Source organism: Alexandriicola marinus, from assembly GCF_004000435.1.
Taxonomy (GTDB): domain Bacteria; phylum Pseudomonadota; class Alphaproteobacteria; order Rhodobacterales; family Rhodobacteraceae; genus Alexandriicola; species Alexandriicola marinus.
The window spans coordinates 162,591-177,282 of sequence record NZ_RBVZ01000001.1 but is presented as its reverse complement, the minus strand read 5'-3'; the positions used below and the strand labels follow the sequence as shown (position 1 = coordinate 177,282).

Genomic DNA, 14,692 nt, shown 5'->3' with positions numbered 1-14,692 from the left:
AAAGGGATTTTTCCATGAACCGCCGTTCCTGGACAGATATTGCCGTGCCTGCCGGACTGCTTGGTCTGGGCGTGATCCCCGTGGGCTTTTCGGCCGCCATCATCACGTGGTCGGTAACTGGCGCGATACCCGCCGATCATCCCCGGCTGGCGGAAACACCGCTGCCCTTCGCCGCCCATGCCATCGGCGGGCTGCTCTTCGGCCTTCTGGGGCCTGTGCAATTCGCGCCGCGCATGCGCGAGCGCTGGCCCGGGTTTCACCGCGCATCCGGACGCGTCTTCGTGGGCGCGGGCCTTCTGCTGGCCATTTCGGGCTTGTGGCTTCTGGCGCTCTATCCTGCCTCTGCGACCTGGCCGCTGCAATCGGGCCGATTGCTGATGTCGGCGGCGCTGTTGGGCTGCCTGCCGCTTGCGGTCCGCGCGGCCTGTGGGCGCGATATCCAGAGCCATCGGGACTGGATGATCCGGGGATACGCCATCGGGATCGCCGCGGGCACACAAGCGCTTGTTCTCTTTCCCTATTTCCTCTTCATCGGCGAACCCAAAGGGCTCTGGTCGGATCTGGTGCTGCTCTCCGGCTGGGTCATCAACCTTGCGGTGGCCGAATGCGCGATCCGGCGGGCTGCGCCGCGCCGCGCGACCGCGCTGATGGCCGCGGGATGAGCCCGATGAAAGCCGCCGTCACACCAACCTATGGCCCGCCCGACGTTGTCCGCATCGAGGAGAGGCCCATACCTGAGCCGAAACGTGGTGAGGTTCGTGTGCGGGTGACCGCCACCAGCGTCAGCATCGCCGATGCGCGCATCCGGGGGTTCGACATTCCCAAGGGTTACGGATTGCTGCTTCGGCTGGTCATGGGTTGGCGCCGCCCGCGCCACGTTGTGCAAGGCCACGAATGCACCGGCGTGGTCGATCGCCTTGGCAAAGGTGTCTCGGGCTTCGCCCCCGGTGACCGCGTCATGGGCACGATCGGGCTGAAGGGCGGCTGCCATGCGGAATATGTCTGCCTGCCTGCCGAACGGGTCTTCTCCGTGCCTGACAGCCTCTCGGCCACGCAAGCGGCGGGGTTCTTCTTCGGCGGCCTGACCGCGGCCGGCTTCCTGATCGACAAGGCGCATCTCGCCCGCGGCGAGACGCTTTTGATCAATGGCGCGACAGGTGCCGTGGGCATTGCCGCGCTTCAGATCGCGCGGCATATCGGCGCCCGGATCACCGCGGTGGGGCGGCGGGACAACCACGCCCTGGCCCGCGAACTGGGCGCGCAGACCTGTCTCGATTACCGCTCAGAACCGGTCGCTGGCACGTTCGACGTGATCATGGACACTGCGGGCACCCTGCCCTGGCCCCGGGCGCGCGATCACCTTGCACCGGGCGGACGGCTTCTGATGGTCGTCTCGACTTTGGTCCAGATGCTGGGCGCGATACTGCGCCCCCGCCGTGCGGGACTGCGGCTCCTGGCCGGAGAAGTCACCGAGACGCCCGCCGCCATGGCGCGGCTTTTGCAGCTTCACCGCGATGGCGCCTATACACCTGTCATTGGACAGGTCTTCGAGTTCGAAGATATCGTCGAGGCGCATCGCCTTGTCTCGACCCATCACAAACAGGGTTGCGTCGTCGTCACGATGCCGCCCCTCCCCGAGGAGGACAAACCATGAGCCAGGCCGCCATCTGGGATCGCTTTGCCAAGGGTTACGCCAAACGCGCGATCAGCGATCCCGAAAGCTACAACCGCAAGCTGGAACAGACCGCGCAACGGCTGACGCCCTCGTCCCGCCTGCTGGAGATCGCCTGCGGCACCGGGACGACCGCGCTCTGGCACGCACCGAACGTGGCCCATGTCAGGGCCAGCGATTTCTCATCTCAGATGATCGCGATCGCCCGGCAAAAGGCCGAGGACGCGGGCGTCACCAATGTCGAGTTCGTGGTCGAGGCCATCGATGACCTGCCCCGCCCCGAGGCGCCCTTCGACGTGGCCCTTGCGATGTCGATCCTGCATCTGCTGCCCGATCCCACCGCGACCCTGCGCCGCGTGACGGACTGCCTGCGCCCCGGCGGATATGTCTTTTCCTCCACCGTCTGCCTGCGCGACATGGGCGGCCTTGTTCCACGCCTGATCCCATATCTGTCGTGGACGCGGCTACTGCCCCGGCTGAACCCGATGTCGGCCGATCAGGTGATCGCCGCGCATGAAGCGGCGGGCCTGCGCATCCTCGATCGCTGGAGCGCAGGGCCCGGATCGGCCCTGTTCATCGAGGCTCAGACGCCGGAATAGATCTCCGCAATCCGCGCGACCGCCAGTTCGGGTGCCAGTTCCTCGCTTTCGCCCGTGCGGCGGGAGGTCAGCTCGACCACCCCGTTCTTCAGGCCGCGCGGCCCGACGGTGATCCGCCACGGCAGGCCGATCATGTCCATCGTATTGAACTTGGCCCCTGCCCGTTCGTCGCGGTCGTCGTAGAGCGGCTCGAGCCCCTTGTCGGTCAGCGCCTTGTAGAGGGCCTCGCAGGCCCCGTCGGCCTCTGCATCGCCCTGACGCAGGTTGACGATCCCGCAATGGAACGGCGTCACGCCCTCGGGCCAGATGATGCCCTTATCGTCGTGGCTGGCCTCGATGATCGCGCCCACAAGACGCGAGACGCCGATGCCGTGCGATCCCATGTGGACAGGAACCGACTTGCCATCCGGGCCTTGCACCGTCGCGCCCATGGCGTCGGAATACTTGGTCCCGAAATAGAAGATCTGGCCAACCTCGATCCCGCGGGCCACGCGGCGCCGTTCTTCGGGGATGGCGTTGAACATGGCCTCGTCGTGGGTTTCGTCGGTGCGCGCGTATTTCGAGGTGAATTCCTCGAGGATCGACTGACATTGTTCGACGCTGTCGTAATCGATCTCACGATCCCCGAAGGTCAGGTCGGTGACGGCGCTGTCATAGAACACCTCCGATTCGCCCGTCTCGGCCAGAACGAGGAATTCATGCGTATCATCGCCCCCGATCGGCCCGCTGTCGGCGCGCATAGGGATCGCCTGAAGGCCCATCCTCTCATAGGTCCGCAGATAGCTGACGAGGTGGCGGTTATAGGCGTGGAGGGCGTCTTCCTTGGTCAGGTCGAAGTTATAGCCGTCCTTCATGTAGAATTCCCGGCCCCGCATGACCCCGAACCGGGGGCGCACCTCGTCGCGGAACTTCCACTGGATATGGTAAAGCGTCAGCGGCAGGTCACGATAGCTCGATACGTAGGAGCGGAAGATATCGGTGATCAGCTCTTCGTTGGTCGGCCCGTATAGCATGTCGCGCCCGTGCCGGTCGGTGATGCGCAGCATTTCCTCGCCATAATCGTCATACCGCCCGCTTTCGCGCCAGAGATCGGCCGACTGCAGGGTCGGCATCAGCATCGGGATATGGCCCGCGCGGATCTGCTCCTCGTGGACGATCTTCTCGATGTTACGGAGCACCTTGTAGCCAAGCGGCAGCCACGAATAGATGCCCGCGCTCGCCTGACGGATCATGCCCGCCTGAAGCATCAGCCGGTGGCTGACGATCTGGGCCTCGCGAGGGGTCTCTTTCAGGACGGGAAGAAAGTAACGGGAGAGGCGCATCTGGTTTCCTCCGATGAGTGTCGCGCTTGGTCTAGGGGAAGCCCGCGAAGGGGGCAAGCCATCCGATCATCCCGCGATCAGCCCGCCACCCGTGATCACGCCGGATGACGGTTGCGTGATGTCACAGGTCCGGAGTGGCTGACCTTGCGTAAACCTTAACACATGCAAATTGGCATGTTGTGAATAGGGACAAACACATGACAAAAATCAAATCCGTTGTGCAAGCTGCCGCCTGCGCTCTTTTCCTCGCTGCTCCGGCACATGCCGAAAACATCGTCGAAATCGCCGCGGGCGATGACAGGTTTTCGACCCTCGTCGCCGCCGTGACGGCCGCCGGCCTTGCCGAAACGCTGTCCGGCCCCGGCCCCTTCACCGTTTACGCGCCGGTCAACGACGCCTTCGCCGCGCTGCCCGAGGGCACGGTCGAGACGCTCCTGATGCCGGAAAACGTGGGCGACCTGACCAACATTCTTCTGTATCACGTTGATGACCGCAAGCTGATGGCCGCTGATTTCGCGGCCGGCGCCAATTACTACAAGCCCATCCTCGACAGCGAGCGGCTGTGCATCACCTCGGGTGCCGGCGTCACCATCGCGGACGGCACCGGCGATGTCGCCAATGTCGTGATTGCCGATATCGTGGCATCGAATGGCGTGATCCACGTCATCGACAAGGTTCTGCTGCCGGGCACCCGGCCTGCCTGCCACTGACGACGCGCCGGCCCGGTCGTCTGACCGGGCCGGGATCGTTCAGGCTGCAGCGCGGTTCCTGAACACCGTAAAGAGAAAGACCAGCATCGCGGCGAGCGTCAGGAACGACCCGATGATGGCCAGCGTTTCGGTCGTCTCGTTGATGGCCAGCACGATCCCCGGAACCAGAGCCGCGAGGCCAAGAACCGCCAGACCGAAATGGATCTTGGCAATCGGCGACTGAGCAGCCTCGGGCACCAGATGATAATACATACCGAAGATCGCGAAGGTCACCCAACCGACCAGGTTCAGGTGGGCATGTGCCGGCGACAGGGTGTGGTCATGCGTGGCCGACATCTGGATTCCCCAGACCATGCCAAGCGTGACGGAAATCGCGCCAAGCGCGAAGAATGCGAATGCGATCTGTTTCATGATCGGTCCTTCCTATCTTGATGTTTCGTCGCGATCGGGCGCAGTGAGGGTTTCGAACATGATGTTGCGGGTCCGGTCCGCCGAGATGACGCCGTCGGGGGTGCCACTCGCCGTTGTAGCAACGCCGTCGGGGGTGCCGCTCGCGGTCGAAGCAACCGACAAGACGCCCATACCCCGCACCTCCGGCCCGGCCCCACCGAAGGCAACCGCCAGCGCACCGAGTGCGGTCAGCCCCAATGCGATCGCCACGTTCCGGCCCCGGGTCATGGCGCCGCCTCGTCGACCGCAAGCGGCGGTCCGGTGAAGCGCAGGTTGTGGCGCGCGGCGCATTCCTCGAACAGGGGCACGTTGTCGGGGATCCGGAACTGGCCTGTGGCCATTTCTTCGAAGAAATGCTCGACCTTGGTCGTCAGGATCATCCTGTAGATCGAGGGCCCCCACCGGCAGACATCGCGCCCCAGCAATTCGTCCGGCATTCATCCTCCTTCCACGCGCGGGCACACGATCTCCGATCACGGCCAGCCAAAGCGCCGACCCATGCCTACACGTCTGAAAATATTAAGCTTTTACCTCCGCGCCGAGCATTCCGCCCGCGACGTCACTCTGCCCCAAAAACGAGGATCCGGGAAATCGATTGTCATTATGTATTCTATCCACATGGCAAATTTGCGGACCTTCAACCTCAACCCCCTCAAGGTCTTCGACGCCCTGACGACCGAGGGCCCAACTGTCGCGGCCGGGCGCAGGATCGGCCTGCCCCAACCCGCGGTCTCGGCCGCACTCAGGCGCAAGACGGTTGTCACCGCGCCCACCTTCTCGGATATCGCCCGGCTCGTGCAGGAAGCCGACCTGATCGGCGCGCTGCCCGGCCTGATGGTCCGCAAGATCGCCGAGGAGGGATCGTCGTGGCGTTTCCCGGCCGGGGGGCTGACGGGCGACCTGCCGGAGGGCATCCAGTGGCACAGGCGCAATCGCGGCGCCGCGCATCACCGTTGGTTTCGCGCGCTGATGTGCGAGGAAAGCCGGGCGGTCCACGGGCCGCTTGCCTAACCGGCCCCCGCCGCCATTGCATGAACGCCGCAAAGCGGCCATGTATCCCCAAACCAAGGAGGATCGTCCCATGGCCCTGCCCGTCCAGGTGCAGCTGAGATATTGGGGGATCGCCGCGCTCGTGCTGTTTCTCGCGCTGTGGTTCTTCGGAGATGTCATTCTGCCCTTCGTTCTGGGCGGCGCAATCGCCTATTGTCTTGACCCGATCGCGGATCGGCTGGAACGGGCGGGCCTCGGCCGGACAGCATCGGTCGTGCTCATCACGATCGTGGCCGTCTTGCTGTTCGTCCTGCTGATCCTGCTGGTGATCCCGCTCTTGATCTCGCAGGCCGGGCAGCTGGTGAACACCGCGCCCGATCTGTTCCGCAGCCTTCAGGCCTGGCTGACGGAGAGGTTCCCCGGCGTGATGGAGGACGGCAGCCCGATCCGCCAGCAGATCGCCGCCATCGGCGACACGATCGCGGCCAAGGGCGGCGAGCTCTTGAACCGGATCTTCAACTCCGCCCTTGGCGTGATCAACGTTGCGGTCCTGTTCATCATCGTGCCGGTTGTCGCGTTCTACCTGCTTCTTGACTGGGATCGCATGGTAGCCCGGCTCGACGATCTGCTGCCCCGCGATCATGCCCCTGTCATCCGGAACCTGGCCCGCGATATCGACCGGACGCTGGCCTCCTTCATCCGTGGGCAGGGCCTCGTCTGTCTGATCCTCGGCACCTATTACGCGGTCGCGCTGATGCTGATCGGGCTGAATTTCGGCCTTGTGATCGGGGCCACGGCAGGGCTCGTCACCTTCATCCCCTATGTCGGCGCGCTGATCGGCGGGGTGCTGGCCGTGGGTCTCGCCTTGTTCCAGTTCTGGGGCGAATGGTGGTGGATCGTCGCGGTCGCCGTCGTCTTTCAACTGGGCCAGTTCGTCGAAGGCAACATCCTGACCCCGAAACTCGTCGGCGGCAGTGTCGGCCTGCATCCGGTCTGGCTCCTGCTGGCTCTGTCGCTCTTCGGGGCGATGTTCGGGTTCGTCGGGCTTCTGGTGGCAGTGCCTGTGGCGGCGATGCTGGGTGTCCTGACCCGGTTCGGCCTGGATCAGTACAAGTCCAGCCTGCTTTACCGCGGGAGCGAGGGCGCCACCGAAGCGCCGCCCCCCGTGCAAGAGGAAAGCGGGGACGCGTGACGCCGCAGCAGCTTCATTTTCCTTTGCCCGCAAGGGTCGCCATGGGGGATCAGGACTTCTTTGTTTCTGACGCCAATTCCCATGCATTCGAGATGGTGCGCGCCGACCACGCATGGCCCGAGGGCAAACTGGCGCTGATCGGGCCTGAAGGCTCGGGCAAGACGCATCTGGCACGGGTCTGGGCCGCGCAGGCCGGAGCCACGATCCTCGACGCGCGCTGCCTGGCCGACGCCCCCCTGACGGCAGAGCCGGGTGCGCGGATTTGCGTCGAAGATGTCGACCGCCTGCCCGGTTGCGCCGAAGAGACGCTGTTTCACCTGCACAACAACGTGCTGGGCAGCGGAGGGCGGCTCCTTGTAACGGGGCGCACGGCCCCCGCCCGCTGGGCCATCGCCCTTGCCGATCTGGCAAGCCGGATGAACGCCGCAACCGTCGTCACCATCGGTGACCCGGACGATGATCTTCTGCGCGCGATCCTGACGAAGCTTTTCGCCGACCGGCAACTGACCCCCGACCCCAAGCTGATCCAGTGGCTCCTGCCCCGGATGGAGCGGTCCTTTCTCGCCGCCGACAGGATCGTCAGCGAATTGGACAACCGCGCACTCAGCGAGGCTCGTGTCATCAATTCTTCACTTGCGCGGGAAATTCTGGACACCTTCCCCGCAGGCGAGGGAGAATGATGGAAAAAGAGAAAAGGCCCCCGATGTCTGACGCGGACTTCCTCACAGCGCCGATCCCCGAGCCGGTCGAAATCGACACCGATCTGAGCGGGCCGGGCCGGTTCTTCAACCGCGAACTCAGCTGGCTCGGGTTCAACTGGCGCGTTCTGGGCGAGGCCGAAAACCTGCGCGTTCCCCTGCTGGAACGTTTGCGGTTCCTGTCGATCTCGGCCACCAACCTTGACGAATTCTATACCGTGCGCGTGGCGGGCTTGCGCGAACTGGCCCACGCTGGCAACACGACGCCTGCGATCGACGGGCTGACACCTGCCGAACAGCTCAGCCTGATCGACGCCAATGCCCGGCAACTGATGGCCCGGCAGCAGCAGGTGTTCCGCGACCTGACCGAAGAGCTGGCCGGCGAAGGCATCCGTATCCTGACCCGCCACGACGTGACCAAGTCCGATGAAGGCCACCTTCTCGACGTGTTCCTGAACAAGGTGTTCCCGGTCCTGTCGCCGCTTGCGATCGACCCGGCTCATCCCTTCCCGTTCATCCCGAACGAAGGCTTTGCCCTCGCACTTCAGCTTCAGCGCCGCTCCGACAAGCGCAGCCTGCGCGCGCTTCTGCCCGTGCCGCACCAGATCGACCGCTTCGTGCCCCTGCCCGGCCCGGGCGAGATGCGGTATCTGCCGCTGGAAGAGCTTCTCTTGCTGCATCTTGACCGGATGTTCCCCGGCTACCGGACCGAGGGGCATTGCGCCTTCCGGGTGCTGCGCGACAGCGATCTGGAGGTCGAGGACGAAGCCGAGGATCTGGTCCGCGAATTCGAGGTCGCCCTGAAACGCCGCCGCCGGGGCGAAGTCGTGCGGATGAAGATGTCCGCGAATGCGCCCAAGGCGCTCAAGACGCTGATCATGAACGAACTTCCCGTCACCGAGGAAGAGATCGTCGAGGTCGATGGCCTGATCGGGATCAGCGATCTGGGCGAATTGGTCACCGATTACCGGCCCGACCTTCTCTGGCCGCCGTTCAGTCCGCGCGTGCCGGAACGGGTGCAGGATCACGATGGCGACATGTTCGCCGCGATCCGGCAGAAGGACATGCTTCTGCATCACCCTTACGAGACCTTCGATATGGTCGTCCGGTTCCTGCAACAGGCCGCGACAGATCCCGATGTGGTCGCGATCAAGCAGACGCTCTACCGCACCTCGCGCAATTCCCCCATCGTGGAGGCCCTGTGCGAGGCGGCCGAAGACGGAAAATCCGTCACCGCGCTGGTCGAGCTGAAGGCCCGGTTCGACGAGGCCGCCAACATCCGCCAGTCGCGCAGGCTCGAACGGTCGGGCGCCCATGTCGTCTATGGTTTCACCCAGCTCAAGACCCATGCCAAGATCAGCGTCGTCGTCCGGCGCGAGGGCGACAACCTCGTAACCTACACCCATTTCGGCACCGGCAATTATCACCCGATCACGGCGCGCATCTATACCGATCTGTCGCTCTTTACCTGCGATCCGGCACTGGGTCGCGATGCGACCAAGGTCTTCAACTATGTCGGTGGCTATGCTCAGCCCGAAGATCTTGAAAACCTTGCCATTTCACCGACAACCCTCAAGACCCGGCTGCTCGAGCTGATCGAGACAGAGGCCGAACATGCCCGTCAGGGCCGGCCCGCGGCGATCTGGGCCAAGCTGAATTCACTGGTCGAAGGCGACGTGATCGACGCGCTGTTCGCCGCCAGTCAGGCCGGGGTCAAGATCGACCTCGTCGTGCGCGGCATCTGCGGGCTGCGGCCCGGGGTCAAAGGCCTGAGCGAGAATATCCGCGTCAAATCCATCATCGGCCGGTTTCTTGAACATTCGAGGATCGTCTGTTTCGGCAATGGCCATGGCCTGCCCCACAAGAAGGCACGGGTCTTCATGAGTTCGGCCGACTGGATGGACCGCAACCTGAGCCGGCGGGTCGAAACGCTCGTCGAAATCCGCAATGCCACCGTGAAGGCGCAGATCGTCGATCAGGTGATGGCCGCCAACCTCGCGGATGTGGCGCAAAGCTGGATCATGCGGCCCGACGGGCAATTTGTCCGGGCCGAATGGACGGAGGGCGAATTCGCCTTCAACTGCCACCGGTTCTTCATGGAGAACCCGTCCCTGTCAGGCCGGGGTTCCGCGGGCGCCTCGGACGTGCCCAAGCTGACCCACGGAGATGACTGACTAAGGGTTACTTTGTCAAGCTAAGTAAAATTGAAGATTAAATCGTAATATTTTCAATATCTTGCAGAACCCCCTCTCTGCGAGACCCCTTGAATATTCCGAATTCTCTCCCACCTTGACTTTAACGCGGCGCAATCATGCGCCCGTAAACCGAAAGGAGAGACCACATGCTTGGTTGGGCACTCACCTTTCTGGCCGTCGCGGTCATTGCCGGTATCCTCGGATTCGGCGGCGTGGCAATCGTGTCGGCCCAGATTGCGAAGATCATCTTCTTTGTCTTTCTCGTGCTCTTCATCATCGCGATGGTGGCGCGCGCCGTGCGCGGCCGTCCCCCGATGTAACACCGGGAAATTTCGACAAATCCCTTTCCATACGGCGGGCCCCTGACCGGACCCGCCCCGATAACTCTGGAGGTTCAAATGGCTACCAAGGAAGAACTTGAAGAACAACTCGACGTCGCGCGACGCGACATCGCGGCACTGGCCAATATGGCGGGTGAAACCGCGCGGCAGAAGGCACAGAACGGTGTCGATCACGCCCGGCAGGGGATCGACGGCCTGTCGCAGGAAACGCGTGAGCTGTACGACCGTGCCCGCCAGGAAGGCGCCCAGCTGCGGCACACGGCCGAGCGTCAGGTCGAACAGCATCCGATGGCGACGATCGGGCTTGCCTTCGCGGCCGGCATTGTCGCCGCCGGTCTCTTGGGCCGCCGATGACACACCTGTCAGACCTGACCCGGACCGGAGCGGATTTCGTCGTCCGATCCGCCCGACGCACCGCGCGCAGGGCCGCTCTTTCGGCGGCCTTGTGGGCGCTTGCGCTCATATTCCTGTGCCTGATGCTGGGCTTTGGAGCGGTGGGTCTGTTCCTGATGCTGACCGTCACGCAAGGCGCCATCGTCGCGGCCTTTTCTGTGGCGGCGATGGCTGGCGTCTTTGCGGCGGTTCTCATCCTTGTCGCGATGACCCCTGCCTCGGCCCACGATCATGAAGACCGTGATCCGGGGCCCCGCTCCCATCCGGAGAGCGAAACACCCAGGAACGGTCCCACCCCCGAAACGACGGCGATGGTGATGAGCGCGGGCTTCCTGACGGGGCTCTTTTCCGGGAAGAAATGAAAATGCCTCTGGGCGATTGACCCGGGCGGCACGTCATGCCCATAACGGGGCCGACGTAACCGGAGACTGCGATGGACGGCATAGCCGATAACGGGGCCCAACGTCATGGACCGTTCGGAAGGCCGCTGTTCGCCGATCCCGACGTCTCGGCGCTGTCGCGCGTGGGCGTCATCGACGTGGGCTCGAACTCCGTGCGCTTTGTCGTCTTCGACGGCGCGGCACGAAGCCCCGCCTATTTCTACAATGAAAAGATCATGTGCGCCCTCGGCTCTGGCCTGTCGCAGACCGGCCGGCTCAACCCCGAGGGCCGTGTTCGCGCGCTCAACGCGATGCGGCGGTTCGCCGGTCTTGCCGAGGGGATGGGCATCGCCCCGCTCAGCGCCGTAGCCACCGCCGCAGTCCGCGAGGCCGAGGATGGGGCCGAATTCTGCGAAGAGATCGAACGCGAGACGGGCATACGCATCTATATCATCGACGGCGAGGAAGAGGCCCGGCTCTCTGCGCAGGGCGTTCTGCTGGGCTGGCCGGGCTCTTACGGGTTGGTTTGCGATATCGGCGGCTCGTCGATGGAACTGGCGACGCTCGACGAGGGCAAGGTGGGCGACAGACTGACCTCGGCGCTCGGCCCCCTCAAGCTGATGGAGATCAAGGGCGGGCGCAAAGCCGTCAAGGCGCATATTCGCGAGACGATGGAAGACCTGCACGCCCGCATGGGCGGGCCTACGGGGATGCGGCTCTTTCTGGTCGGCGGTTCGTGGCGCGCCATCGCGCGCATCGACATGGACCGGCGCGAATATCCCCTGGCCGTGCTTCACGAATACCGGATGACAAGTCGCCAGATCACGGCGACGCGGGAATACATCAAGAAGACCGATCCCGAAGAGCTGCGCAACAGGCTGGGCCTGTCGAAGGAACGCAGCATCCTCGTGCCCCATGCTTCGCTGGTGCTGGCCTCGCTGGTGCATACGTTCAAGCCCAAGGATATCGCGATCTCGTCCTACGGGATCCGCGAGGGGATGCTCTTTGAGGAGATGCCGCAATCCCTGAGGGAACGCGACCCGCTGATCGAGGCCTGCCATTTCGCCGAGCAAAAAGATGCGCGGCTGCCGGGTTTTGGTGACCTGCTCTACGGCTTTGTCTCGCCGCTGTTCCCGCGCGCCGACTGGCAGAAACGCCGCCTGATCCATGCCGCCTGCCTGCTGCATGATGTCAGCTGGCGCGCGCATCCCGATTACCGCGCCGAAATGAGCTTTGAGAACACCACGCGGGCCAATCTCGGCGGGCTCAAGCACCGGGAACGAATCTTCCTCGGGCTGGCGCTGCTGCACCGCTACAAGAACAAGCGCGAAGGCACGCATTTCGAAGCACTGTTCGAATTGCTCGACGAACATGATGCGCGCGAGGCAGAGGTGTTGGGCAAGGCCCTGCGCTTTGGCGCGATGCTCTGGCTCGGGATCGAGACCCCGCCGGGCGAGCTGAAATGGCGACCCAGAAAGAAGACGCTGGAGTTGATCCTGTCTCCCAAGGCCGAACGCCTGTTCGGCGAGGTGGCCGAAGCCCGCTTTACGTCGCTTGCCGCCGCGCTCGAGGCGGAGGCGGTGGTGCGCGCCCCGACCTAGAGGTCGATTTCGCCCGCCGGTTCGTCCATCGGCTCGGGATTTTCCGGCTCGTAGAGCGGCGCATCCGCGCGGCGGCGAATCAGGATGTCGCCATTGTCGAGGATGACCGGCGCCTCGTAGAAGCGGATGTTGTCGATGGTGGCCATGATCTCGGCGAGAGCCGGGCCCATCTGTCGCGCCATGTCACGAAAGGCGGGCTCGATCTCCCCGGCGATCCCCTCAAGTTCGCGGATCGCTGGGTCCAACTCCTCCATCAGGCCGCGCAGGAACATCTGGGCGCCTTCCTCCATCAGGGACAAGCCCTCGTCCTCCGCGGTCTGGGCGGAAAGCGGTGCAGCGCTTGCAAGACAAAGCGCGATGGCGGCAAGGTGACGTCTCATGACACCGATATAGGGTCGGCCAGCGCGTTCTTTAAGATCACAGCTCGATATCGAGTGTGACCGGGAAATGATCCGAGGCGGTCTGAAGCGCGCGGCACAGCTCCGCGTCGCTGAAACATTCGGGATCATCGAACGGGTGCCAGATCCGCCAGGCGGGCCGAAGCGCCATCAGGTCGGGTGAGATCATGATGTAATCCAGAAGCGCCGAAAGATAGCGTCCCTCGGGATGTATGCGAAACCGCGCGGTCGAAGGCGCGGCAACGATCCGGCGCGACAGGGCCTGCCGGGCATGCGGGTCGAACAGGCGCGGGCCGTTACCCTCGCCCATCACGATCTCGACGCCGGACCGGCCAAAGAGCTTTTCGTATTCATCGAGGCCCGGACCATCGTTGAAATCGCCCATGACGATCAGCGGATCGCCGGCATCAAGATGCTCGGCCACCCGGGCGCGCAGCCAGATGCACTGGGCAAGTTGCTTGCGCCGGTTGTCGATCGAGATGCGCATCACCTCGGCCTCGGACCGGGCGCCATGAGGCGCCTTGGATTTCGCGTGCACCCCGATCAGCCGGATCGGATTCTTTCCCTGCGGCACGAATTCCACTTCCAACGGGGGTTTCGACCAGCGCACCGGATCGGGCGAGGCGTCGATATCCAGATCGATCCGGTATTCCTCGTCGAATTTCGGAATGCCGGGCTCTCCCGCTGTTCCGCCCTTGGGGTCATGCCGGGCCAAGCCTACATCTGGATCGTAGAGCAGCGAAATCTCCTGTTGGGTCTGGTTGGCAAATCCGATCAGGGCCTTGCGGGCCCGCAGGCCCGCCGCCTCGGCGAATGTCTCGAGTGCGGCAACGCCATCACGGTCGCGATGGGTGTCGGGGGCTTCGATCACCATGACCGCATCGGCATCAAGCGCGGAAAAGACACGGATCAGCGCTTCGATCTGCTGAATGCGTGTCACGTCATAGCGGCCGGACCAGCCATCATCCGCCCGAAGATGGCCATGCTCGTCGAACAAGTGATCGAACCATTCGACATTGTACGTCGCGATCCGCACGGCTCAGACCCTGCTTTCGGCGATCCGTTCCCAGGCCCGGTTCACCGCGATCAGCCGCTTTTCGGCAAGTTTGATCGCCTCTTCGGGCACGCCGCGGGCGATCATCCGGTCGGGATGGGTCTCGCGGACCAACTGCCGCCAGGCGGAGCGGATCTCGGCCGTCTCCATGTCAGGAGAGACGCCCAGAACGTCGTAGGGGTCGGCCTCGGCCTCGGGCACGAATTGCGACCGGACGCGCGCGAATTCCCTTTCGCCGAAACCGAACAACTCGGCCACCCGGGCCAGAAAGGCATCCTCGGCGGGATGATATTTGCCATCGGCCACCGCGATGTGAAACAGCCCCTCCAGCAGATCGCACAGCGGCGTCTCGCCCTCGGCGGACCGGAACATCGCACCGATCCGCCTAGCATATTCCTCGAATCCGGCAATGTCCTGGCGCGCGAGGTTGAACACCCGGGCCGCCTGCCCCTCGTCCTCGCCCGAGATATGGAACACCTCGCGAAAGGCCGCGACCTCGTCACGCGTGACAAGCCCGTCGGCCTTGGCCATCTTGGCCCCCAGCGCGATCACGGCAATGGTAAAGGCGACGGAGCGTTCCGGATTGCTGCGCAACTTGTCAAAGACGACCGTCAGGCTTTCGCCCGCGGTCAGGGCCGAAAGGGCCTCTCCTATCCTGCTCCAGATCGACATGGGATCACCCTAATCGTTCGGGCCG

General features: G+C 64.0%; 19 protein-coding genes. 12 read left to right on the top strand and 7 right to left on the bottom strand.

Translation table 11 applies throughout. The features are described 5' to 3' along the window. Nucleotides 1-14: 14 nt before the first annotated feature. The 3 genes from EP376_RS00890 to EP376_RS00880 are packed head-to-tail and all read left to right on the top strand — an operon-like array spanning nucleotide 15 to nucleotide 2,271. Nucleotides 15-662: a DUF2306 domain-containing protein gene (locus EP376_RS00890; RefSeq protein ID WP_127653656.1), complete on the top strand. Its 648-nt coding sequence runs from the start codon at nucleotides 15-17 to the stop codon at nucleotides 660-662. Between the two features lie 5 nt (nucleotides 663-667). Continuing rightward, the gene (locus EP376_RS00885) at nucleotides 668-1,654 is read left to right on the top strand and encodes a quinone oxidoreductase family protein (protein ID WP_164744831.1); all 987 of its coding nucleotides are present in this window, start codon (nucleotides 668-670) and stop codon (nucleotides 1,652-1,654) included. Further along, nucleotides 1,651-2,271: a class I SAM-dependent methyltransferase gene (locus tag EP376_RS00880; protein WP_127653654.1), complete on the top strand. Its 621-nt coding sequence runs from the start codon at nucleotides 1,651-1,653 to the stop codon at nucleotides 2,269-2,271. The genes EP376_RS00885 and EP376_RS00880 overlap by 4 nt, the downstream gene beginning before the upstream one ends. On the opposite strand, the gene proS is transcribed toward EP376_RS00880, so the two are convergent. Continuing rightward, complete coding sequence (proS, locus tag EP376_RS00875) at nucleotides 2,256-3,593, bottom strand: proline--tRNA ligase (protein WP_127653653.1); 1,338 nt, start codon at nucleotides 3,591-3,593, stop codon at nucleotides 2,256-2,258. The two genes, EP376_RS00880 and proS, sit on opposite strands and share 16 nt — an antisense overlap. A gap of 197 nt (nucleotides 3,594-3,790) precedes the next feature. Here proS and EP376_RS00870 point away from each other — a divergent pair, with 197 nt between their 5' ends. Beyond that, nucleotides 3,791-4,303, top strand: coding sequence for a fasciclin domain-containing protein (locus EP376_RS00870; protein ID WP_127653652.1), 513 nt, complete (start codon nucleotides 3,791-3,793; stop codon nucleotides 4,301-4,303). A gap of 39 nt (nucleotides 4,304-4,342) precedes the next feature. Here the strand turns inward: EP376_RS00870 and EP376_RS00865 are convergent, their stop codons facing one another. Genes EP376_RS00865 through EP376_RS00855 form a run of 3 tightly spaced genes read right to left on the bottom strand, consistent with a single transcriptional unit; the run spans nucleotide 4,343 to nucleotide 5,190 of the window. Then, nucleotides 4,343-4,714 (bottom strand): hypothetical protein, encoded by a 372-nt coding sequence (locus tag EP376_RS00865; protein WP_127653651.1) that lies wholly within the window; start codon nucleotides 4,712-4,714, stop codon nucleotides 4,343-4,345. A gap of 12 nt (nucleotides 4,715-4,726) precedes the next feature. Continuing rightward, nucleotides 4,727-4,981 carry a hypothetical protein gene (locus tag EP376_RS00860; RefSeq protein WP_127653650.1) on the bottom strand — a complete coding sequence of 85 codons (255 nt, stop codon included), beginning with the start codon at nucleotides 4,979-4,981 and terminating at the stop codon, nucleotides 4,727-4,729. After that, entirely contained in the window at nucleotides 4,978-5,190 is a 213-nt protein-coding gene (locus EP376_RS00855) for a hypothetical protein (RefSeq protein WP_127653649.1), read from the bottom strand. The genes EP376_RS00860 and EP376_RS00855 overlap by 4 nt, the downstream gene beginning before the upstream one ends. Before the next feature lie 181 nt (nucleotides 5,191-5,371). On the opposite strand from EP376_RS00855, the gene EP376_RS00850 reads away from it, so the two are divergent. The 8 genes from EP376_RS00850 to EP376_RS00815 all read left to right on the top strand — a co-directional run bounded on the left by EP376_RS00850 (nucleotide 5,372) and on the right by EP376_RS00815 (nucleotide 12,543). After that, on the top strand, nucleotides 5,372-5,764 hold the full coding sequence (locus EP376_RS00850) for a type 2 periplasmic-binding domain-containing protein (RefSeq protein ID WP_127653648.1): 393 nt from the start codon (nucleotides 5,372-5,374) through the stop codon (nucleotides 5,762-5,764). A 70-nt stretch (nucleotides 5,765-5,834) separates the two neighbouring features. Continuing rightward, nucleotides 5,835-6,935 carry an AI-2E family transporter gene (locus EP376_RS00845; protein WP_127653647.1) on the top strand — a complete coding sequence of 367 codons (1,101 nt, stop codon included), beginning with the start codon at nucleotides 5,835-5,837 and terminating at the stop codon, nucleotides 6,933-6,935. A 41-nt stretch (nucleotides 6,936-6,976) separates the two neighbouring features. Further along, nucleotides 6,977-7,615, top strand: coding sequence for a P-loop NTPase family protein (locus EP376_RS00840; protein ID WP_127653646.1), 639 nt, complete (start codon nucleotides 6,977-6,979; stop codon nucleotides 7,613-7,615). 23 nt (nucleotides 7,616-7,638) lie between these two features. Then, entirely contained in the window at nucleotides 7,639-9,807 is a 2,169-nt protein-coding gene (locus EP376_RS00835) for an RNA degradosome polyphosphate kinase (protein ID WP_127653645.1), read from the top strand. Between the two features lie 167 nt (nucleotides 9,808-9,974). Beyond that, complete coding sequence (locus tag EP376_RS00830) at nucleotides 9,975-10,148, top strand: DUF1328 domain-containing protein (protein WP_127653644.1); 174 nt, start codon at nucleotides 9,975-9,977, stop codon at nucleotides 10,146-10,148. A 78-nt stretch (nucleotides 10,149-10,226) separates the two neighbouring features. Beyond that, entirely contained in the window at nucleotides 10,227-10,523 is a 297-nt protein-coding gene (locus EP376_RS00825) for an ElaB/YgaM/YqjD family protein (protein ID WP_127653643.1), read from the top strand. Continuing rightward, entirely contained in the window at nucleotides 10,520-10,924 is a 405-nt protein-coding gene (locus tag EP376_RS00820) for a hypothetical protein (RefSeq protein WP_127653642.1), read from the top strand. The genes EP376_RS00825 and EP376_RS00820 overlap by 4 nt, the downstream gene beginning before the upstream one ends. Nucleotides 10,925-10,995: 71 nt before the next feature. After that, nucleotides 10,996-12,543: a Ppx/GppA family phosphatase gene (locus tag EP376_RS00815; RefSeq protein ID WP_127653641.1), complete on the top strand. Its 1,548-nt coding sequence runs from the start codon at nucleotides 10,996-10,998 to the stop codon at nucleotides 12,541-12,543. On the opposite strand, the gene EP376_RS00810 is transcribed toward EP376_RS00815, so the two are convergent. Genes EP376_RS00810 through EP376_RS00800 form a run of 3 tightly spaced genes read right to left on the bottom strand, consistent with a single transcriptional unit; the run spans nucleotide 12,540 to nucleotide 14,667 of the window. Further along, complete coding sequence (locus EP376_RS00810; protein WP_127653640.1) at nucleotides 12,540-12,923, bottom strand: hypothetical protein; 384 nt, start codon at nucleotides 12,921-12,923, stop codon at nucleotides 12,540-12,542. The two genes, EP376_RS00815 and EP376_RS00810, sit on opposite strands and share 4 nt — an antisense overlap. 37 nt (nucleotides 12,924-12,960) lie before the next feature. Then, on the bottom strand, nucleotides 12,961-13,977 hold the full coding sequence (locus EP376_RS00805) for an endonuclease/exonuclease/phosphatase family protein (RefSeq protein WP_127653639.1): 1,017 nt from the start codon (nucleotides 13,975-13,977) through the stop codon (nucleotides 12,961-12,963). A gap of 3 nt (nucleotides 13,978-13,980) precedes the next feature. Further along, a complete protein-coding gene (locus EP376_RS00800; RefSeq protein WP_127653638.1) occupies nucleotides 13,981-14,667 on the bottom strand; it encodes a molecular chaperone DjiA in 687 nt (228 codons plus the stop codon). Nucleotides 14,668-14,692 lie beyond the last annotated feature (25 nt).